The sequence below is a fragment of the Cupriavidus sp. R6-3 genome (assembly GCF_059772245.1).
This window is the reverse complement of record NZ_JCBAJO010000068.1, coordinates 1-20,951: the sequence shown is the minus strand read 5'-3', so window position 1 is coordinate 20,951 and position 20,951 is coordinate 1. Positions and strand designations below refer to the sequence as shown.

General features: G+C 63.8%; 18 protein-coding genes, 1 tRNA gene and 2 pseudogenes. 15 read left to right on the top strand and 6 right to left on the bottom strand.

Annotated features, from left to right (window positions below; genetic code table 11):
* The 3 genes from bcsA to AC6EI8_RS12965 all read left to right on the top strand — a co-directional run.
* Positions 1-2,206, top strand: a 2,206-nt coding sequence (bcsA, locus tag AC6EI8_RS12975; protein ID WP_498382101.1) for a UDP-forming cellulose synthase catalytic subunit, incomplete at its 5' end; no start/stop codon positions are given.
* Positions 2,207-2,320: 114 nt separating this feature from the next.
* Positions 2,321-4,006 carry a cellulose biosynthesis protein BcsG gene (bcsG, locus tag AC6EI8_RS12970; protein WP_498382100.1) on the top strand — a complete coding sequence of 562 codons (1,686 nt, stop codon included), beginning with the start codon at positions 2,321-2,323 and terminating at the stop codon, positions 4,004-4,006.
* Positions 4,003-4,272 carry a hypothetical protein gene (locus tag AC6EI8_RS12965; protein WP_149319782.1) on the top strand — a complete coding sequence of 90 codons (270 nt, stop codon included), beginning with the start codon at positions 4,003-4,005 and terminating at the stop codon, positions 4,270-4,272. Before bcsG ends, AC6EI8_RS12965 begins: the two co-directional genes overlap by 4 nt.
* On the opposite strand, the gene AC6EI8_RS12960 is transcribed toward AC6EI8_RS12965, so the two are convergent.
* Together AC6EI8_RS12960 and AC6EI8_RS12955 are read right to left on the bottom strand one after the other, a co-directional pair.
* Positions 4,253-4,975, bottom strand: coding sequence for a TetR/AcrR family transcriptional regulator (locus tag AC6EI8_RS12960; protein WP_149319781.1), 723 nt, complete (start codon positions 4,973-4,975; stop codon positions 4,253-4,255). The two genes, AC6EI8_RS12965 and AC6EI8_RS12960, sit on opposite strands and share 20 nt — an antisense overlap.
* A 233-nt stretch (positions 4,976-5,208) precedes the next feature.
* Positions 5,209-5,805, bottom strand: a pseudogene (locus AC6EI8_RS12955) (copper resistance protein CopQ); the annotation flags it as partial.
* Positions 5,806-6,158: 353 nt separating this feature from the next.
* Between AC6EI8_RS12955 and AC6EI8_RS12950 the strand changes: the two are divergent.
* From AC6EI8_RS12950 to AC6EI8_RS12935, 4 genes are all read left to right on the top strand, one after another.
* Positions 6,159-6,560 (top strand): VOC family protein, encoded by a 402-nt coding sequence (locus tag AC6EI8_RS12950; RefSeq protein WP_150082672.1) that lies wholly within the window; start codon positions 6,159-6,161, stop codon positions 6,558-6,560.
* A gap of 104 nt (positions 6,561-6,664) precedes the next feature.
* Positions 6,665-7,021 (top strand): ADP-ribosyl-(dinitrogen reductase) hydrolase, encoded by a 357-nt coding sequence (locus AC6EI8_RS12945; protein ID WP_498382099.1) that lies wholly within the window; start codon positions 6,665-6,667, stop codon positions 7,019-7,021.
* 16 nt (positions 7,022-7,037) lie between these two features.
* Complete coding sequence (locus AC6EI8_RS12940; protein WP_226107585.1) at positions 7,038-7,385, top strand: BrnA antitoxin family protein; 348 nt, start codon at positions 7,038-7,040, stop codon at positions 7,383-7,385.
* 92 nt (positions 7,386-7,477) lie between these two features.
* Positions 7,478-7,568 (top strand) — tRNA-Ser (locus AC6EI8_RS12935).
* A gap of 1,065 nt (positions 7,569-8,633) precedes the next feature.
* On the opposite strand, the gene AC6EI8_RS12930 is transcribed toward AC6EI8_RS12935, so the two are convergent.
* The gene (locus AC6EI8_RS12930; protein WP_498382098.1) at positions 8,634-9,374 is read right to left on the bottom strand and encodes a hypothetical protein; all 741 of its coding nucleotides are present in this window, start codon (positions 9,372-9,374) and stop codon (positions 8,634-8,636) included.
* Positions 9,375-9,763: 389 nt separating this feature from the next.
* On the opposite strand from AC6EI8_RS12930, the pseudogene AC6EI8_RS12925 reads away from it, so the two are divergent.
* A pseudogene (locus AC6EI8_RS12925) lies at positions 9,764-9,859 on the top strand (helix-turn-helix domain-containing protein); the annotation flags it as partial.
* A gap of 777 nt (positions 9,860-10,636) precedes the next feature.
* Here AC6EI8_RS12925 and AC6EI8_RS12920 read toward each other — a convergent pair.
* The gene (locus AC6EI8_RS12920; RefSeq protein WP_498382097.1) at positions 10,637-11,335 is read right to left on the bottom strand and encodes a hypothetical protein; all 699 of its coding nucleotides are present in this window, start codon (positions 11,333-11,335) and stop codon (positions 10,637-10,639) included.
* Positions 11,336-11,826: 491 nt separating this feature from the next.
* Between AC6EI8_RS12920 and AC6EI8_RS12915 the strand changes: the two genes are divergently transcribed.
* Positions 11,827-12,729, top strand: a complete 903-nt coding sequence (locus AC6EI8_RS12915) for a DUF3800 domain-containing protein (protein WP_498382096.1) — start codon at positions 11,827-11,829, stop codon at positions 12,727-12,729.
* Here the strand turns inward: AC6EI8_RS12915 and AC6EI8_RS12910 are convergent.
* Together AC6EI8_RS12910 and AC6EI8_RS12905 are read right to left on the bottom strand one after the other, a co-directional pair.
* Positions 12,665-14,194, bottom strand: coding sequence for an amidase (locus AC6EI8_RS12910; protein WP_498382095.1), 1,530 nt, complete (start codon positions 14,192-14,194; stop codon positions 12,665-12,667). The two genes, AC6EI8_RS12915 and AC6EI8_RS12910, sit on opposite strands and share 65 nt — an antisense overlap.
* Before the next feature lie 6 nt (positions 14,195-14,200).
* Entirely contained in the window at positions 14,201-15,130 is a 930-nt protein-coding gene (locus AC6EI8_RS12905; RefSeq protein WP_498382102.1) for a Bug family tripartite tricarboxylate transporter substrate binding protein, read from the bottom strand.
* 260 nt (positions 15,131-15,390) lie between these two features.
* Between AC6EI8_RS12905 and AC6EI8_RS12900 the strand changes: the two genes are divergently transcribed.
* From AC6EI8_RS12900 to AC6EI8_RS12875, 6 genes are all read left to right on the top strand, one after another.
* Positions 15,391-16,311, top strand: a complete 921-nt coding sequence (locus AC6EI8_RS12900) for a LysR family transcriptional regulator (RefSeq protein WP_498382094.1) — start codon at positions 15,391-15,393, stop codon at positions 16,309-16,311.
* A gap of 164 nt (positions 16,312-16,475) precedes the next feature.
* On the top strand, positions 16,476-17,714 hold the full coding sequence (locus tag AC6EI8_RS12895; protein ID WP_498382093.1) for an NAD(P)/FAD-dependent oxidoreductase: 1,239 nt from the start codon (positions 16,476-16,478) through the stop codon (positions 17,712-17,714).
* Positions 17,715-17,878: 164 nt separating this feature from the next.
* Positions 17,879-18,367, top strand: a complete 489-nt coding sequence (locus tag AC6EI8_RS12890) for a GFA family protein (protein WP_498382092.1) — start codon at positions 17,879-17,881, stop codon at positions 18,365-18,367.
* Between the two features lie 124 nt (positions 18,368-18,491).
* Positions 18,492-18,821 (top strand): DMT family transporter, encoded by a 330-nt coding sequence (locus AC6EI8_RS12885; protein WP_149319773.1) that lies wholly within the window; start codon positions 18,492-18,494, stop codon positions 18,819-18,821.
* Between the two features lie 536 nt (positions 18,822-19,357).
* Positions 19,358-20,323 (top strand): helix-turn-helix transcriptional regulator, encoded by a 966-nt coding sequence (locus tag AC6EI8_RS12880; RefSeq protein WP_498382091.1) that lies wholly within the window; start codon positions 19,358-19,360, stop codon positions 20,321-20,323.
* A 294-nt stretch (positions 20,324-20,617) separates the two neighbouring features.
* On the top strand, positions 20,618-20,951 hold a 334-nt coding region (locus AC6EI8_RS12875), incomplete at its 3' end, for a BapA prefix-like domain-containing protein (RefSeq protein ID WP_498382090.1).

The following is a 20,951-nucleotide window of genomic DNA, read 5'->3' as shown; positions in this document are numbered from 1 at the left end:
TCGCTACGTCGCGCGCAAGCGGCGGCGCCTGGCGGCGCGCCTGCCGCGCGTCGACTGGATGCGTGCCAGCAGCGGCCTGGCCCACGTGGCGGCGCTGGTGCATCGCGTGCGCGGCCTCGCGCCCACGCTGCTGGTGCTGGCCGCGCTGACCGGGCTGGTGCTGTGCACCACGCCGCTGCCGCTGGGCGGACAGCTGACCGTGTTCGCGCTGGTCTGGATCGCGGTGATGGTGCTGCGCAGGATCCCGGGGCGCTTCCCCACGCTGACGATGATGGCGCTGTCGCTGCTGATGACGCTGCGCTATATCTGGTGGCGTGCCACCGAGACGCTGGACCTGGCCACGCCGATGGAGGTCACCATCGGCTATCTGCTGTTCGCCGCCGAGGCCTACACCTGGCTGGTGCTGATCCTCGGCTATGTGCAGACCGCCTGGCCGCTGTCGCGCCGGCCCAAGCCGATGCCGGCCGATCCGGCGCAATGGCCGACCGTCGACGTCTATATCCCGACCTACAACGAGCCGCTGTCGGTGGTGCAGCCGACCGTCTACGCCGCGCGCAGCCTCGACTGGCCCAGCGGCAAGCTGAACATCTACCTGCTGGACGACGGCCGGCGGCCGCAGATGCAGGCCTTCGCCGAGCAGGCCGGCGTGCACTACCTGACGCGCAACGACAATCGGCACGCCAGGGCCGGCAATATCAACCATGCGCTGTCGGTGACGCAGGGCGACTACATCGCGATCTTCGATTGCGACCACATTCCGACCCGCTCCTTCCTGCAGATGACGATGGGCGAGTTCATCGCCGATCCGCGCTGCGCGATGGTGCAGACGCCCCACCACTTCTTCTCGCCCGATCCGTTCGAGCGCAACTTCGATACCTTCCGCCGCGTGCCCAACGAAGGAAGCCTGTTCTACGGGCTGATCCAGGACGGCAACGACCTGTGGAACGCGGCCTTCTTCTGCGGCTCGTGCGCGGTGATCAAGCGCGCGCCGCTGGCCGAGATCGGCGGCATCGCGGTCGAGACCGTGACCGAGGATGCGCACACCGCGCTCAAGCTGCACCGGCGCGGCTACAACACCGCGTACCTGCGCACCGTGCAGGCGGCTGGGCTGGCCACCGAAAGCCTGGCCAGCCATATCGGCCAGCGCATCCGCTGGGCGCGCGGCATGGCGCAGATCTTCCGCATCGACAATCCGCTGCTCGGCAAGGGGCTCAAGCTGTTCCAGCGGCTGTGCTACTCGAACGCGATGCTGCATTTCTTCTACGGCATCCCGCGGCTGATCTTCCTGACGATGCCGCTCGCCTATCTGGTGTTCGGCATGCACGTGATCAACACCTCGGCGGCGATGATCGCGGCCTACGTGCTGCCCTATCTGGTGATCGCCAACATCACCAACTCGCGCATCCAGGGCAAGTACCGGCATTCGTTCTGGGCCGAGGTCTACGAATCGGTGCTGGCGTGGTACATCGTGCTGCCGACCACGATGGCCTTCATCAATCCGCGGCTCGGCAAGTTCAACGTGACGGCCAAGGGCGGCCGGATCGAGGACGACTACCTGGACTGGACGATCTCCAAGCCCTATCTGCTGCTGCTCGCCCTGAACGTGGCGGGCCTGGGCATGGGCGTGGGCCGGCTGCTGATGGGCACCACCACGGAACCCGGCACGGTCGTGATGAACATGGTCTGGGCGACCGTCAACCTGCTGATGCTCGGCGCGGCCATCGGCGTCGCCAAGGAAGCGCGCCAAGTGCGCGTGTCGCACCGGATTCCGATGCGCGTGCCGGCCACGCTGCTGCTGCCGGACGGCACCACGCTGGCGTGCAAGACCGAGAACTATTCGCTGGGCGGCCTGGGACTGCTGCTGCCGATCGACGTGGCGCTCGGCGAAGGCGAACGCGTCGGCGTCTGCCTGTCGCGCGGTGCGCGCGAATACCACTTCGCCGCCACGGTGGCGCGCAACGTCAACCGCCACCTGGGCGTGCGGATGCAGGACCTGAGCCCGGAAGCCGAGACGCAGCTGATCCAGTGCACCTTCGGCCGTGCCGACGCGTGGATCGACTGGCTGGACGACCAGCCGCGCGACGCGCCGCTGCGCGGGCTCAAGGAGGTCATCGAGATGGGTTATCAAGGCTTCCTGCGCCTGTACGACGCCGCGATCGACATGCTCGAGGCCGCGCTGGTGCGGCGGCGAACGCGGCAGTCCTGAGTCCGGGCACGCGCACCGTCGTTGCAAACGCCCTCGCACCGCCATCGCACGTCATAGCATCGATCAACGCACCCATCCACGCACCCCGAACCGCAATCCCGAACCGCCAACCCCATGGGAATCTGGAACCTCTACTTCGCCGCCAAGCTCTACCTGTTCGCGATCGGACAGGTGCAGCCGCGCTGGCTGCTGAACCTGCTGTTCGCGCTGTGGCTGGTGCTGCCGGTGGAACACCGCGGCCTGCGCGTGCTGCGCCAGGTGCTGGCCGTGGTCGTCGGCGTGGCGCTGCTGTACCACGAATCGAACCTGCCGCCGTTCGCGCGGGTGGTCTCGCAGTTCTCGAACCTGAGCGCCTTCACGCCGGCCTATCTGCTGGAGCTGCTGCAGCGCTTCGTCAGTCCGCAGATGGTGCTGGGCGCGATCGTTGTCACGCTGACCTATCTGGTGATCAACCGCTGGGTGCGCGTCACCACCTTCGTGCTGCTCGCGCTGGTCCTGGTGCCGCTGTGGCAAGGGGCCGGCACGGCTTCGACGGGCGCCGCGGCGACCGGGGCCGCCGCCACGCGCGTCGCGCAGCGCCCGGCTCCGACGATGCGGATCGACAGCCCGGCCGAGGTCGGCGACAACGAGGCGCAGCTGAACGCGTTCCGCACGCAGGAGGCCTCGCGCCAGGTCGCGTTCACGCCGTTGAGCGCCTCGCCCGACAGCCAGTTCGACATCATCGTGCTGCATGTCTGCTCGCTGTCCTGGGACGATCTCGACGTCGCCAAGGCACGCAACCATCCGCTGCTGTCGCGCTTCGACTATCTGTTCACCGAGTTCAGTTCGGCGGCCAGCTACAGCGGTCCGGCGGCGATCCGGCTGCTGCGCGCAACCTGCGGGCAGCAGCCGCACCAGGCGTTGTACTCGCCGGCGCAGCCGCAATGCCATCTGTTCGAGGCGCTGGCGCAGGCCGGCTTCGATACGCGCGTGCTGATGAACCACGATGGCCGCTTCGACAATTTCCGCGGCTTCGTCGACAAGGAGATCGGCATTCCGAACGTCACGCACGTGCCGGTCGACGGCGTGCCGCCGGCAATGCGGGCCTTCGACAATTCGCCGATCCTGGGCGACTACGCGGTGCTGGAGAAGTGGTACAAGTCGCGACTCGCGCAGAACAGCGGACCGCTGGCGCTGTACTACAACACGGTCACGCTGCACGACGGCAACCGCCTGCCGGATTCGAAGCTGACCAGCATCCAGTCGTATCCGCTGCGGCTGACGCGGCTGCTGGACGATATCGACAAGCTGATCGCGCTGATCGAGCAGTCGGGCCGCAAGGCGGTGGTGGTGTTCGTGCCCGAGCACGGCGCGGCGCTGCGTGGCGATGCCAACCAGATCGCCGGCATGCGCGAGATTCCGACGCCGCGGATCGTGCATGTGCCGGTGGGGGTCAAGCTGATCGGTCTGCAGGGTGGCAAGGCGGGCGGCGAGGTTGGGGGCGACGCGGGCGGTAATGCGGGTGGCAATGCGGGTGGCAATGCGGCAAGTCATGCGGCAGGCAATCCGCAGGGCAACGGCAATGGCGCCGGCGGGCCGGTGACGATCCACGCGCCGAGCAGCTATCTGGCGCTGTCGCAGCTGTTGTCGAACCTGGTCGCCGACAGTCCGTTCCGGCAGGGCGCCCCCGCGCCGTCGCAATACGCGGCGGACCTGCCGCAAACGCGCATGGTCGGCGAAAACGAGGCGACCGTGATGATGAAGCGCGGCACCGGCTACGTGGTGCGCACGCCCGACGGCGTATGGGTGGATGGCAAATGAGCGACGGCGAGCGCAAACGCGCCGGACTGCGGCGCGGCCTGCGAGCGCGGCACGCACCGCGGCCCAATAACGATATCGAGGCGCTGGCGATGAAGGTGCCGGGCTTCGCCGCGCATCGCTATGTCGACGAGCAGGAAGCCCAGGCGGCCCGCGCCGCCGCGGCGCGGTGGCCACGGCTGGCGGGATGGCTTGGCTATGGGAAGGACGGCGAGGCGGAGAGCCACGGCGCCGTCGACGCACCGGCGCTCAAGCCGTCGCCGCGTTGAGCGCCTGCGGCTCGGCCTTTGGCTCGTTCGTTGCGTTGCCCGCGGCCGAGGTCGAAGCCGACGACAACCCTGCCGGCACATCGGGTCCCGCCACCGCGGCCAGCAGCAGATTCGCCGCCGGCTCGAGCCGCTCGGCCTGATTGAACAGCCGCACGGACACCAGGCTGTTCTGCAAGGCCGCGAACAATACCTGCGCCAGCGCCGCCGAGCCGATCGCCGGCTGCGCATCGCCGCCGTTCTGCGCGCGGGCGCGCTCCAGCAGCGCCGTCAGCCAGCTTTCGTTGATCCGATGGAACTCCTGCAGCGCGTGATGCACCGCCGGCGGCAGGCACAGCGCCTCCGTCGACAGCATGCCGGCAAGACACACCTGTTGCCCGCTGCATTCGCGCCGCCACGACGCCAGGTAACGCTTGGCCTGCTCCAGCGGCGGCAGCGCCGGATCGATGCCCTCCAGGTAACGCGCCGAGCGTTCGCTGTAGGCGTTCACCGCTTCCAGTGCCAGGTCTTCCTTGGTCGGGAAGTAGTAATGGATGCTTGAAGTCTTGACGCCGACGCGCTCGGCCAGATCGCGGTAGCTGAAGCCGTTGAAGCCCCGCTTGCGGATCAGGTCGAGCGTGTGTTCGAGCAGCCTGTCACGGACCGTCGAGCTCGCGCCGGAGGGGTGACCCCGGCCGGCGGAGCGGGAAGTCGAAGCGTCTTTCATGACATGCCCTCCCCCGCTACCACGAGCGGCCGTTGCGGTATTGCCCTTCAAGCGTTGGCACCTTCGGTGAACACGTCGAACTGGCCCTGGCGAGCGCCTTCGGTGAAGACATCGAAGCGGCCCTGGCGGGCGCCGTCGGTGTACGGGCTGCGCGACGGCTCGGCCGACACGCCGGTGCGATCGAGGCCGGCGACGAGCGCGCCTTCGGTGAACACGTCAAACTGGCCTTGGCGAGCGCCTTCGGTAAAGACATCGAAGCGACCCTGGCGCGCGCCGTCCGTGTACGGGCTGCGCGACGGCTCGGCCGACACGCCGGTGCGATCCAGGCCGGCGACGATGCGGGCGCCGTCGGTGTACGGGTCGAACTTGCCGCCACGGGCGCCGTCGGTGAACTGGTTCACGCTGCGAGCCGGGCTGGCCGACACGCCGGAGCGATCCAGGCCGGCGACGACGCGCGCGCCGTCGGTGTACGGGTCGAACTTGCCGCTACGGGCGCCGTCGGTGAACTGGTTCACGCTGCGAGCCGGGCTGGCCGACACGCCGGTGCGGTCCAGGCCGGCGACGATGCGGGCGCCATCGGTGTACGGGTCGGCCTTGCCGGTGCGAGCCCCGTCCGCGTACGGATCCGCCTTGCCGCTGCGGGCGCCGTCAACGAAGGTGTTGCGATTGCCGCTGCGGGCACCGTCGACATAGGTGCTGCGCTCGCCGGCGCGGAACTCGTAGCCGTACTTGTCGGCGGGAACGGTGGCAGCCTGCGCGGTGCCAGCCACGAAGGCGGCGGCAAGGGTGGCGGCGGTCAACAGGGTCTTGGCGAAGGTACGGTTGGTCATGATTTGCTCCTTTCAGGAAGCCGCATCGCGGCTCGAATCGATTTGGGTTGGAATCCGGCTGTCGAATCTACTAATAGATAGATAACCCGACTCAAAAAAATCCCGGATTCCCGGGGTTGTTGCGTTGGACTGGTGCCGCTTCACTTCTTCTTCGCTGCGGCGCCGCATCCATGAGTCTCACTTTATCTACTACTAGGTAGATAGTCAAGGAGTTTTTCGGGCGCTTCCGTACGGGTGGGCGGAGACCATAATGCTTCGATACCGGCCACCCAGCCGTGGTGCGCCGATAAAGTCACTCCGATGCCTCACCGGCCTCGGATTGCCACCATCGAATCCTCACCCAGGAGACACCCATGCAGATCCAACGCGGCCGCCTGATCGACCATCTCCACCTCAAGGTCCGCGACCTCGGCGCGTCGCGCCGCTTCTACGGCGCGGTGCTCGGCGTGCTGGGCATCGACATCACCGACGGCGATGGCTACTTCTACGCCGACGAGCTGTGGGTCGACGAAGGCACGCCGGGCCAGATCTCCCACGCCCACTTCGCCTTCCAGGCCAAGGACCGCGAAACGGTCGACGCCTTCTACAAGGCTGGCCTCGCCGCCGACGGGCGCGACAACGGCGGCCCCGGCGAGCGCGACTATCACCCCGGCTACTACGCGGCGTTCCTGCTGGATCCGGACGGGAACAACGTCGAGGCGGTGTACCACGGGCCGCACCAGCGGTCGGCGGAGGCGGTGGTGGTCAGTTGGTGAGCCCGGCCGGGAAGTCGGCGAGCATCGCGTATATACAGAAGATTTTGCTTTTCGGCAGCATGACCAAGAAAATCGGCCGACAAAGTGCTTAAATAGGCCTCAACATGGCGCATCAAGTATTTATCACGGTGCGCCACTTTTATTTCGAACTCACTTACTGTATATACACTCTCATCATGAGCATAGTTCTCGCGCCTCGAATCATTGAGAAGCTGCGGACCAAGCACAATGTTTCCGAGGCGGAGGTGCGAGAGGCGCTCTCCAACATTTGCGGCCAACTCCTTATCGACACCCGAGAGGAACATGCCACCGACCCGCCAACGCTGTGGTTCGTTGCGGAGACCAACGCGGGCCGCTTGCTCAAGGTGATCTTCATCCACAAGGAAGGAAACAACGTCGTCAAGTCCGCATACGACGCCTCCGAGAAGATCCAGGCCATCTACAACAAGTTCGGAAAGTAACTGACCAGGAGAGGGTATGACTCAAGCCGCCAAGATCCCGGGTACCGAAGAGGCATGGGACAACGGTACGCTGGGCGAAGACGAGCACTACGTGGCCGTTGCGCCCAAGGACCTGCAGGACTCGGTGAATCAGTCGCTGGGGATGCAGGCGATCTCGATTCGCCTGCCCAAGGACCTGCTGGAGCAATACAAGGCCATTGCCCAATATCACAAGATGGGCTACCAGCCGCTGATGCGCGAAGCGCTTACGCGTTTCGCGACCTCCGAGATGAAACGGATCGTCATCGAAGTCAGCAACGAGCGGGACCAGGCGCGAGAGGAACAACGTGAACCTGGGCCAAAGCCCCGCCGGAAAGCGGCGTAACAGCGCTTGCTTGCTACCACGTCTCTCCCGCCCCTGCTCACATCACGAAACTGTGGCTTCTGCAGGGGAGTCTGATATAATCGCGGGCTTCCGGAGAGATGGATGAGTGGTTTAAGTCGCACGCCTGGAAAGCGTGTATGGGTTAATAGCCCATCGGGGGTTCGAATCCCCCTCTCTCCGCCAGATTTTTCTGAGCCTGTAAGCCATTAAATTAAAAGGCTTTCCTGTGGCAGAGAGTGTTCGCTTACCACACATTGTCAGCACACAGAGCCTTAGAGGCTCTTGAGATAGTGTGTCGGTCTCTGACGGTACTACGTCCGTCTGTTTGGATTCCCCAAAGCCATGTCGCCTAGCGCCTGAAAGGTGCGCGCCACTTCACAAGGTTTCCTCTAGCCTCCTTCCACTGCGCGCGTGGCTCGTTGAAACGAGTGGGGCACACTCAAGCCAAGCTGGCTGAGCTGATGGGACCAGTCAGCAGCAGATTCAGCGGGTGGAGAAGGCGGCTGTGCCAGTTCGATTGGAAATGGCGCGCGCTATCCGTACATCTACGGCGTTCCGCCCTCAAGTCTCTTCCCCGGTTTGCGGAATGCGGCTACCGTCAAGAGCCGCCGTGGAGCAGTTGATGCCGATGAGGCCCGCAAGGCTGCGTACTTAGAGGCGGGAATTGATACTGCCCCTCGTACCTGGACATTCAAGGTTCTTCTGCGAGGTCAAGCCATGGCTCAGATGTTCCGGGTATCCTCGGAGGTCCGTTCGCTCATCGAGAAGCGGATTGACTTGGAGGACACTGCTGCTAGTAACTCTGAACCTATGCTTGTCTTTCATTCCGAAGCCTCTGCAGTGGTCTTGAACCTGAGGCATGTGCTCTACGGTCATTTGCTTCTCGACCTCTTCGTGAAGTCTCCGCCATCGGAGCGGGAGGCGATGAGAGTACCCTTTGTAGGGCCCAGCGAGCCGCTCGATCTCGGGACGAGCAAGACTCTTCGAGCATCTTTGATGAAGCGGAGGACTTGGGGGAGTTGGGCGGAATTCGTCTTGATGCCGAAGCAGAGATTGAGCTGGGCACCAATCCGAGTTCAGCGATTCCGATGGGGAGCACGTCTATCTTCGTGCTGGCGATGTTGCCTGTATAGAGATACCCCTTGGGGCTTTGGGCGCAGCATCCGTAGATGTTGAGGATGACTAATGAGGCCCGTAAATAGCCAGCAAGAGGGGCCGCGTTTTGCATCGACGGCCCTTCTGCTAGCCCTACTTCTCTCCAATCCGCTTTTGGGTGGTGAGGCCGCTGAACGAGAGCTCGCCAGTTTGTACCATCGCTTTGAGGAATGGCTGTACTGCACTCGGATTGGTGAGGATCAGCCGAAATAGCTCGCCTTGGTCAATCTGCTCTCCGCGTTGTTGCTTGACGAACATCTCAACCAAGGCTGGGGACTCAAGGAGGCCCATCATAGCCTGAACCTCAGGCGCAATTTCTTCTTGCTTGTTGTAATTCGGGAAGCTATAGCTTGTGAGCTTCGCCAGCTCAAGCAGATGATTGTCGGGGCGATTAGGTTCCCTGTCAAAATGGTCGAAGTATCTTCCCAAATCTGCCGCCAAATTCTTTAGGCCGGAGGTCGTGTTCTCATATTCGACGTAGCGAAGATGAGCGATGTCAAAGGGTACGCGCGGCCCGCTGCGGTCACGGATAATAATGGTTCCCGGCCTGCACGCATGCCGGAGCCCAAGCTCATAGAACACATTTGGATTGGGGAAGGTCACATCCGCTATGACGTAGTCGGAGTGCATGATCCTGGTGATAATGTCGGTAGTAATCGTCCCAGGAAGTGAAATCTCGTCAGCGCGCACAATCTCAAGCTGCGGCCGTGCCTTGAGTACAGCTTCCTTGATGAGATTGTCGTACTTGCTCTTCAGTTGGTCGTACGTAACCTTTTCGCCATTGACCTCCTGCTCGCCTATCGCCATTACAACAAAACAGGTTTTTGCCGTCATGCCCGTTCCTCTTTCTATTTGTGCCATTGGGGGATGGGTGATTCTACCCGGACCCGATGCGCTGGCACACGTTAGCTTTGGGCTTCACTGCCCCCCCCTGGAAGGGGGTAGGCAGCGACGCTTCATCAGTTTTCCGTCTAGATGAGCCTGTTTAGGTCCACGGTGTAGCCCGCAGCTTTCAACTCACCTGCCAGCTCAAGCTTCCAGTGCCCGGCATCATCCAGCTTTACGTATCCGATGCTGAGGATGTCGGAGGGAATCAACTTTGTCCTCGTAAAGGGCGCATACCCTTGATCGCCATTGCCAAAGAGAAGGGTGTGTATAAGGGCCGTAAGGCATCGCTGATGCCCTGAGCAGGTAGCGGTGCTCAAGCAGCGGGCAGAGGCAGGGAGAAGAAGACCGCGATTGCACGGGACCTCGGCATCAGCCGGAAGACCCTCTACCAGTATCTAAGGCAAGCTGATGGCGGGGCTGTGGCAGCTTAGTGATTGTTTGCCGCGCGCAACCAAAGGGGCCAGGAAGACTACCCCGGCTTCCATACAGGGGTTAGCTGTTCGACTAGACAGGCAAGTAGATAGACAGGCCGGAGTTCGGGCCGGGAGGCATCCCCAGCGCCTGCTCTACATACGGCTCAGCTCGAAGCGCAGCGAGCAGTGCATTGGGCTCAAAGCCTTGCCCTAGAATCCTTTCCGATTCCGGTCTCGGGTTCTCCGAGTGGCGGGCTCGATAGGCGACCGGACGGCTATTTGATTCTATGGCGCGAAGGCAGATACCGCGCATATAGAACCTGTTGAACTCTCCTTCAGCCAGCACCTCATGGGCGTTGGCAGGGACCTTGGCAACAGAGACCTTGCCAGTGGCCCGGTGGTGTCTCTGTTCCATTGCATTCAGAAGGCGCCGTCTGTAAATCTCCTGCGCAAGCCAAGCGTCATTGCTAGTCCTCATTGCTTCCGCTAGAAGCTCAGCCCATCCAGCGATGCCCACCCCATTCAGTCGGGAGCTGTGATAGAGCCGATTCCCCCTTAAATCTTCGGCTATCTCGGCAGCCATGTGCTGGCGTGTTACATCATCCAAATTCCGGTATTGAAGAGCCATCGAAATCCCCAAAGCGTGCTGTTGTTCGTTCTTCAGAGCTACGCCAAGCCGCAAACATCAAAGGCTTGGAGCGAATGAGCATAGCATTGAATACATGACGATTTCGCATCGTCGGGAGTGGAGACTACTAGCGCCCACAATCAGCGCTTTGGATGCTGCTGCGCCCGTTACGGCTTCGCTTCGGGGCTCACCGATATAAGCCTGTTGTCCTTCAGTGGGAGGACGCTGATGCTGCCGTTGTTAAACAGGGCAACCTGCTCTGGCGAAGATGCAACGATGAAGCCCTCGATTGGTAGCTTGCCATCTTGTTCCAGCCGGAAGCACCTGACACGGCCGGGAGCCTTGCACCCCGACTCATACGCCTTTACGGTATCTCGATAGTCGGCCTTTGCTGCAACCTCTCCAATAATGGCTGGCAGGCCAATTATCAGCAAGATGGCAAGTAGGGAGGCAAGGATGAGGTACAGGCCAAGGACCGCCATCAAGACCCACAGCATCACTGCCTTCAGCCTCTGCATTTCGCTCAACTTCTCAAGCCAGCGCCGCGCAGTCTCGAAACGCCTCCCAATTGCTGGGCCGCCCTTGGACTTTGTGCCGAAAAGCCAGGCCACGCCAGCCACATAGATTGCAACCGCGAGTACCCAAAGAGCTGTTTGAGCCGGTTGGCTGTTCATCGCCCCCAGTGCATTGGCGCAGAAGTTAAAGACGGCCCGTGCCCCTAGGACGAAATAGCCCGCAGTATCGAGCGGGAACATCTGGCTATCCAAATGGAAATGACCAAGGAACCGCGAGTGGTACGTGGAGCCTATGAAGTAGCATCCGATGGTGAGGACAGCGCCGCAGATGGCCCGCTCTTTGACGAGCATGGTTAGGAAGTGCTGAAGCTTTCCGGGGGGCTGAGGATTTGGTGTGTCTGCTACAGGTTTGCAGTGGCTGTCTGCCTCCACCTTGGTCTCCGAATGGAATAAGCCGAAGGCCACATGGTAAGCCAGTAGTAAACCGCTGTGATTCCGCGCGAACTTTCAGTCATCATTGATGACGTCGAAAGGCGCTGCGATGACCAGCAGCCGCATCAAGACGGGAACTTTCGGATGTTCAGATGCTCTGCCTCTCTCCCTTGAGGCAATTCTGTAGCCCAAATCAAATAGCTTTAGGTTTTCAACCCAACGTCGATTTTTGTGTGCCTACGCCATCGCCTTGTGGGTAGATGACGCTTGCGGACGCTTGAGGGCAAAGCTAGACTGACCGAATAGTCGAGAGCGCTGAGACATCGGTGCGTTGGACGATCGCTCCACTCGGCTTACCTCATACCTGAGCGGACCGCAAAGCGGTCCGCTTTTTCGTTAGCAGGTGCGCTGTGTATCTTCTCTACCTGGATGAGTCGGGCCACGTCCATGATCCGGCGACGAAATTCTTCGTCTTGGCCGGATTCTGTGTGTTTGAGCGACAGACTCACTGGCTTGAGTCGCATATCGATCCGATTGCAGAGCGGTTCAGCACTACCGACCCTGGAAACATAGAGTTCCACGGTGCGCCAATGCGCACCGGAAAGGACGAATGGCAGGGCATCAAGCCCGCGGATCGAGTGCAGGCGGTAGTCGATATTCTTGGCTTGCTGGCCGACCCTCGACTGAAACTCAAGGTGTTCGCATCAGTGATCGAGAAAAGCACGATGGCGACCGACCAGATCGTCCAACGAAGCTTCGAGAACGTCGCGCGCGAGTTCGACCGGTACTTGACGTCGCTGTACCGGGCCAAGCGCTCCAACGCGCAGCGAGGGCTCGTGATCGTCGACAAGAACAGCTATGAAGAAAAGCTCCAGGCACTGTCGCGCGTTTTCAAACACCAGGGGCATACCAACGGCAAGCTGCGCAACTTTGCTGAAGTGCCGCTCTTCCTCGATTCGAAGGCCTCTCGTCTCATCCAGATGGCGGACCTGATTGCGTACTGGATATTCCGCTACTTCGAAAGCGGGGACGACAGGGGTTACCGACTCATCGCGCCGTACATTCACGGCAGGAAGAGGGCCCGGACCGGTCTGATCGCTTCGCTGACGGAGGAGACGCACCAACGGCTGGCGCGCCTTTCCGTCCCGACGTTTCCCTTTCCGGCACCGAGCGAACGAACACCGACGTCAAGGCATCGCATGGGCTGCCCTAGCCGCGGCGCTTCAGCTCTGCCGGCCGTTGGTCCCACTACACGGCCGACACCGTCCCAGTCCCCGCCTTGTCCGTCTCCACCCCCTCCGGCGGCGCAGTAACAATCGACCGCAATCCCGGCTCGGCGGGCGTCAGCCTGTCGAGGTCCGGCTTCGGGCGCGACAAGGCGGGCATCGATGCAAACGCCGATTCCATCGCCTGTGCCACCCCGAGCGTCAGTGCATCGCCGCGGAACGGGCCGGTAATCTGCAGGCCGAAGGGCATGCCCGCCTCGTCGGTGCCGCAGGGCAAGGCGAGGCAGGGATGGGTGGTCAGCGTCACCACATAGGTCAGCGCCAGCCAGCGGTAGTAGTTCTCCTGTTTCGCCCCCTCGACGACGTCCGCGTAGAGCGTGGTCCATGGGAACGGCGACACCGGCGTGGTCGGGGACAGGATCACGTCGTAGTCGCGGAACGCCTGCTGGAAGCGCTGGAAGATGCGAGTCTGTTCGGCCTGCGCCCACGCGCTGTCGACCAGCGACATGCGCGCGCCGATCTCGTAGTTCGCGCGCGTATTGGGGCCGAGGCTGTCGGGGTCGCGCTCGTAGGTGTCGCGCAACGACGCGACGAAGCTCTCCGCGCGCAGCACGTCGAAGCAGCGATGCACGTCGCCCAGGTCGAACGCGACCTCGTCGCAGGACTTGAACAGGTGCCGCATCGCGGCGATCCGCGCGCGGAACACGCGGCGGATATCGGCATCGACGGCGCAGCTGCCGAAGTCCTCTGTCCAGCCCACGCGCAGCCCGGACAGATCGACGCGTGCCGGCGTCAGGAACGCCAGCGGATCGACCGCGTGGCTGAGCGGATCCCCCGCAGACTCGCCCGCCGATGCCGCCAGTTGCAAGCAGGCATCGGCCACCGTGCGGCCCATCGGGCCGACCACGGAAATCGGCGTCCATCCCAGCAGCTTGCGCGAGTTCGGCACCAGCCCCGGCGACGGGCGAAAGCCCACCACCCCGCATTTCGCAGCGGGGATACGCAGCGACCCGCCGGTATCCGAACCCGTGCAGACCGGCAGAAAGTCCGCCGCCAGCGCGGCCGCCGATCCGCCCGACGAGCCGCCCGCGTTCAGGTTCGGATTGAACGGATTGCCGGTGGCACCCCACACGGCATTGCGCGAATTCGCGCCCGCGCCCATCTCGGGAATATTGGTCTTGCCGACGACCACGGCGCCGGCCTGCCGCAACCGCGCCACCAGCGTGTTGTCCTGCGCGGGCACATTGCCGCGGTACAGCGGCGAGCCGTAGGTCGTCAGCAGGCCGGCCGTCGCCTCGAGATCCTTGACGCCCAGCGGCAGGCCATGCAGCAGGCCGAGCGTATCGCCGCGCATCACCGCCTGTTCCGCCGCCCTCGCCTCCTCGCGTGCGCGCTCGTAGCAGGTGGCGGTGATCGCGTTGATCAGCGGGTTATAGCGCTCGATCCGCGCGATGCAGGCCTCCAGCAGTTCCACCGGCGAAATCTGGCGCGCGCCGATCAGGCGACGCAGCTCGACGGCGGACAGCGAAGTCAGTTGGTTCTGGTCGGACATGGCGGGTCAGTCGAGCTTGATGTTGGCGCGCTGCGCGATGGCTCGCATCTGCGGAATTTCCTTCTCGATCATCGCGCTGACCTGCTTGCCCGTTGCGAACGACGGCTCGATGCCGTTGTCGGCCAGCTTCTTGCGCGTGTCGGGGTCGGCGATCGTATCGGCCAGCGCCTTCTCCAGCTTCGCGTGCACCTCGGCCGGCAGGCCGCGCGGCGCCATCAGCGCGATCCATGTGCTGGCGTCCATGCCGGGATAGCCGCCCTCGGCAACGGTCGGCACATTGGGCAGCAGCGACGAGCGCTTGGCCGTCGTCACCGCGATGGCCTTGACCTTGCCCGCGCGCACCTGCGGGATCGCCGCCGCCACAGTGTCGATGCTGAACGGAATCTGGCCGCCGATCAGATCGGTCATCGCAGGCGCGCTGCCCTTGTACGGCACGTGCAGCATCTTCGCGCCCGTCAGATTGAGCAACTGCTCGCCGGCAAAATGCGCGGTGGTACCGGCGCCGAACGAACCGTACGAGTACTTGCCGGGCTCGTTCTTCGCCGCGGCCACGAACTCCTTCAGGTTGTTCACCGGTACATCGCGGTTGGCCAGCAGGATCAGGCCGGTGACGCCGATCAGGCCGATCGGTTCGAAGTTCTTCTGCGGATCGTACGGCAGCTTCGGATAGACCGCGGGATTGACCGTGAACGTCGTGCCGGAACTGGCCAGCAGCGTGTAGCCGTCCGGCGCGGCCTTGGCGACATAGCTGGCACCGACCACGGTACCGGCGCCCGGCCGGTTCTCGACCACGATGGTCTTGCCGAGCCGTTCGCCGAGCTTCTGCGCGACGATGCGCCCCACCACGTCGGTGGCGCCGCCGGGCGGGAACGGCAACACCAGCTGGATCGGCTTGGCGGGGAAGCTGTCCTGCGCCGACGCGGCCGACGGCGCCATCGCAACGAGCGCCAGGCCGGTGGCGGCAAACAGCAAACGGACGGGTGAGGAAGAACGCATGGGATGCTCTCTCGTAGGAATCCAGGGCAACGCCGGCATAAGCGGGTCGGTTCGATGTCATCCTAATGTCAAACTTCGCATAGAATCGTCGCAATGTTTCGAACAGTGGATTGCCGAAACGGCAATCCTTGGCGCAATCCCTGAGCGGGTTTTCCCCAGGACGCCCGCGACCCTTTTCCCCTTTTTCACCTCGATATCCCATGTCCTATCGGGCCCTGCAGGAGACCGCGGTGCGCTACTTCCTCGAAGTGGTTCGCACCGGCTCGGTCAAGGATGCGGCGATCAAGCTGAACGTCGCGCCGTCGGCCGTCAGCCGGCAGATCGCCAAGCTCGAAAGCGAGCTGGACACGCTGCTGTTCGACCGGCGCGCGCGCGGCCTCGTCCCCAATGCCGCGGGCGAGCTGCTGGCTGCATTCGCCAAGCGTTCGCAGCAGGACATCGAGCGCGTGGCCGGCGATATCCAGGCGCTGCGTGGCCTGCGCGTCGGGCGCGTGCGGCTCGCTGCCGTCGAGGGCATCGCGCACGAATTCCTGCCGAATCTGGCCGCCAATTTTCGCGAGACCCATGCGGGCATTCACTTCGAGCTCGAGGTCTGTCCGCAGGGCGATATCGCGCGTCGCATCCGCGACGGCGAAGCGGATATCGGCATCACGCTGGCGTGGTTGCCCGAGCCGGAAATCCACGTGGAGCTGCGGCACCCCGCTCCGGTGCTGGCCGTGATGGCGCCGGACCATCCGCTGGCGCGGCATCGGCAACTGTCGCTCGCGCAGGTCGCCACCTATCCGCTGGCGCTGCCGCCCAAGGACAGCTCCGTGCGGCAATTGCTCGATGCTGGCTGCAGCCGGCAGGGCCTGCGCTACCAGACGGTGTTCTCCAGCAACCAGCTTGATTCCCTGGTCAGCTTCGCGGCGGCCGGCGGCGGCGCGATCTGTTTCTACGGCGAGGTATCGATCCGCGGCAGGCTCAAGGCCGGCACCATCGCCGCGGTGCCGCTGCGCGACCGCGAGATGAACGAGCGGCAGATCGAGGTGCAGACGCTGGCCAACCGCAAGCTGCCGCCGGCCGCGCGCGCCTTCGTCGACCATCTGCGGCAGGGACTGATCGAGTTTCCGCATTCGTGATTGCCGAAACCGCAATCGAGGATTCGGAATATTGCGCGTGCCGCATGCCTTCACGCAGGCGCGGCGCGGCGAAAATCCAGGTACGAACCTGATCCACCCGATCCACCCGATCCACCTGCCCAACTCATCCACCTGATCCACGTTTCCCGCGAGTCGCTGCCCTCATGTCACAGGAAATCCTCGTTCTCGGCGCCGGCATGGTCGGTGTCAGCACCGCCCTGGCCCTGCGCCATCGCGGGCATCATGTCGTCCTCGTCGATCGCGCCGCGCCGGGCACCGAAACCTCCTACGGCAATGCAGGCTTCATCCAGCGCGAGGCGGTGCAGCCGTATGCGTTCCCGCGCGACTGGAAGACGATCCTGCGTGTGATCGCCCGCCGGGGCAACGACGTGCATTACCACCCCGGTGCGATGCTGCGCCTGTTGCCCGTGCTGGCCCGGTACTGGCGCGAATCGGCACCGGACCGCTACGCCGGCACGATCGCCGCCTATGCGGCCCTGGTCAGGCACTGCGTCAGCGAACACGAACAGTGGATCGCCGCCGCCGGTGCGGAGGACCTCGTCAGCAAGGCGGGATGGCTCGAGGCATACCGCAGCCAACGCGCGTTCGACGATACGGTGCGCACGGCGACGATGGTGGCGCGCGAGCATGCCCTCGATTGCGCCGTGCTCGACGGTGCCGCGTTGCAGGCCGCCGAGCCCGTGCTGCATGGCGGCCTCGCCGGCGCGATCCATTGGCGCGACCCGTGGACCGTCAGCGATCCCGGCGAACTGGTGCAACGCTATGCCGCGCTGTTCGAGCGGCAAGGCGGCATCGTGCGCCGTGGCGATGCCGCGACGCTGCAGCCGGACGGCAGCGGCTGGCGCGTGATGACGGACGCCGGTCCGCTGTCGGCCGCCCAGGCCGTCATTGCGCTGGGTCCGTGGGCGTCGACGTTGACACGGCCGCTCGGGTATCGGCTGCCGCTGTTCATCAAGCGGGGCTACCACCGCCACTACGCCAGCGCGCGCATGCCGTCGCTGCCGCTGCTCGACGCGGAACGCGGCTTCGTGCTCGCGCCGATGCGTCGCGGCCTTCGCCTGACCACGGGCGCGGAATTCGCGCACCACGACGCGCCGCCGACGCCGGTGCAATTGGCGGCGGCCGAGCGCTACGCAAGCGACCTCGTCGATCTCGGCGCGCCGGTGGAAGCGCAACCGTGGATGGGCGCGCGGCCCTGCGTGGCTGACATGCGGCCCGTGGTGGGCCGCGCTCCGCGCCATCGCGGCCTGTGGTTCCATTTTGGTCATGCGCATCAGGGCTTCACGCTCGGCCCTGCGACCGCGCGGCTGCTCGCCGAGCTGATCGACGGCGAGACGCCTTACGTCGATCCGCGGCCCTACGATCCTGCGCGATTCGAATAGGGCGCGAATCGGGCCTCCAACCAGTGCGCGAGCATGGGCCCGAACAAGGCCCCACAAGGGCCCGAACAAGGGCTCGAATACGGGTTCGATGTCATGCAAAATCCAATGGCAGCAACGGCGGGCAAACGCATCGGCGACGCTCGCCCTACCCCATGGGAGGTCGCATGCATCTCGAAGGCTCCTGTCACTGCGGCGCGGTCCGCTTCAGCGTGGAATCGCCCTGGCCCTACCCCTATCTGCATTGCTACTGCTCGATCTGCCGCAAGACCGCGGGCGCGGGCGGTTATGCCGCGAACATCGGCGCGCTGAACAACACCTTGCGCATACGCGGCCGGCAGCATATCGGCATCTATCACGCCGTGATGCGTGAACCCGGCAAACGCGCCAGGCGATCGCCGATGGAGCGGCACTTCTGTACCAAGTGCGGCAGCGCATTGTGGATACGTACCCCGGACGAGCCCGAGCGCGTCTATCCGCATGCGTCGGCCATCGATACGCCGCTGCCGCGCCCGCCGGAAATCGTCGAAGCGGAGCTCGACTCCGCGGCGTCGTGGGTCGAAGTGCCGAGCGGCAAGGGACATGTGCATTGCGCACAGTGGCCCGAGGAGACGCTGGCGCAATGGCATCGGCGGCACGGCCTGGAGCAGCGCTGAGCCGCGCCGCACAGGGGCGTATCGCCGCCGTGCGTCTTGCCGCGCGCCACGCCATGCAGCAAGGGGGGACAGGGCACCGCTGCTATGCTTGGCGCTCCGTCGATACACGACACCGCGCCATCCCATGCACTGGATCTACCTGTCCATCGCCATCGTCGCCGAAGTCATTGCCACCACGGCCCTCAAGGCCGCCGCCGGCTTTACCCGTCCCCTGCCCTCGCTGGTCGTCGTGACCGGCTATGCGATCGCGTTTTTCTGTCTGTCGCTGACGCTGCGCAGCGTGCCGATCGGCATCGCCTACGCGATCTGGTCCGGCGTCGGCATCGTGCTGGTGTCGGTGGCGGCGTGGCTGCTGTTCGGCCAGCGGCTCGATCTGCCGGCGTTGCTCGGCATCGCGCTGATCATGGCCGGCGTGCTGGTCATCAATCTGTGGTCGAAGTCGGTCACGCATTGAAATGCAGGCGCCTTCGCGCGCCTTGACCGCTTCCGCGCCTTTCCTCTTGCGCTGACGCAACCGGCCTGCGCCCTACCTGCACACCCTGCGCGCACCCTACCGGCACCCTACCAAGTGCAAACAAATGTAAGCACTTTCAAAAGTGCGTTGGAAGCGACCATAATTTGTAAAAACTGCAGTACTCTAATAACAATCGATTTAAGTTATCAGTAAATATCGATTTAAACAAAACTAAAATCAAGCAACCGGCAATCGGAAGTTCGACGAAACCGCGCGGTCATTTCATTGCAGCGGCCAGATCGAATTCCAGCGCCAGTCTTGACCAGAGAATTCCGGGGGGGCATCCGGGCGCAGCCCATGCCAATTGATGGATATTCCATTGCCATGGAATATCCAGGGTCATTGTCGCGGTCTGTCGCCATCGCCTGATTCAGCCAACCCGTTTTGCCGCGGTTTTGCCGCGGCCCTTTGTGGGATCGCCTGTAGCGTTCGCCGTCCCGGCGTGCGCTCGTTTTTTGGCAGGACAGAACTGGCGTATGGCTCAAACCCGCATTGGAACGGACGCAATCATCGCGTCCAGCTGCCCGCAGGCGCAGGACTGGCTCGCTCGCCACTATCCCGGCATCACGATCGCGGCCGATGGCAGCCGGCCCAGGCTCGAAATCCAGATCGACTATCTCGACGGCATGGCCGTGCATACGCTGGTCACCGACACCACGCTTTGCCTGCGGCTGCCTTGCCAGACCGACGGCTATGTGCTGGTCACCCACGCCGAAGGCCAGCTCGCCCTGGCGGCCGATCAGGACGCGCTGCAGCCCTTGCCAGCCGGCACGGCCGTCGTCGACGCCAGGCGCGTCACCGCCTGGAGCTTCGGTCCGGGCCGCTACGAAACCATCCTGATCGATGCGGCCCGCCTCCACGGCCGGCTGTCGCAGTCGATCGAACGCCCGGTGCCGCACCGCGTGAAATTCTTGCCGGCGGGAGACAGCGTGCCTTCCGGCGTGCGCTTTGCGGGCGAGCTGGTGCGGGCGGCGCGGCGCTATTTCAATGCGGATGGCGGCCCGCACGCCATCGCCCCGGACATCGTGCAGAGCGTGCAGGACGCCGTGATCTTCGCCATGCTCAAGGAGATCCCGCACAACTACTCGGTCTACATGGCGCGCCGGCATACCGGCCCTTCGCCGCGCCATGTGCGCCGGGCGATCGAGTACATCCACGCCAACGCCACCGCGGCGCTCGGTCTGGCCGACATCGCCAACGCCGCCCGCGTCAGCATCCGCACGCTGCAGGCGGGCTTTGCCAAGTTCAAGGGCTTCACGCCGATGGGTTACGTGAAGCGGGTGCGCCTGGAGGGCGCCCACGCCGACCTGCGGACCGCCGGCGCGGAACAGTCGATCGCCGACATCGCGCGGCGCTGGGGCTTCAGCCATCTCGGACAATTCGCCAGGGACTATCGCATGGCCTTCGGCGAAACGCCTTCCGAGACCCGTCGCGGCGATTGACGGCAATTGTCGAGGTTAATTGTCGCCAGCCAAATAAATACGGTTTAAATCAGAATTAATAGAATCGAATACTAATACCCCTTCGCCTACCGGCGTAGGGGTATTTTTTCTTTAAAACCACCCCGTGGTATTAATGACTGCGAGGCGATTCATTATCAAAAAAACGCAAACCATATCAATCGCACGCACTATATCGCTTACCGAACTGACAGAGCCATATCGCCACTTGCGAATCACTTATACGCTGCATCTCCAATAGCGAGCAGTAATCTCGATCGACCCAAGGAGATAGGCATGGCTTCGTCAGCAGTTCTGCAAAACCACATCGATGTCGCGGTGCCCGTCGGGACCAAGACCATCGCGGCGCCCGAGGGTGCCGCCAATTTCCTGGTCGCAGGCAACAAGGACAACGTCGCCAACTATGCGCGCGAAGGCAACGACCTGCTGATCGAGTTCAAGGATGGACAGACGCTGCGCATCCAGGGCTTCTTCGCCAATGGCGTGAACTTCAACAATCTGGTGTTCGTCCAGGACGATGCGCGCTGGCTGGCCACGTTCGACCAGGCCCTGATGGCAGGCGGCGACAATGTCCTCGAATCGGCGGTGGTCTACGAGCCGATCGCCGACA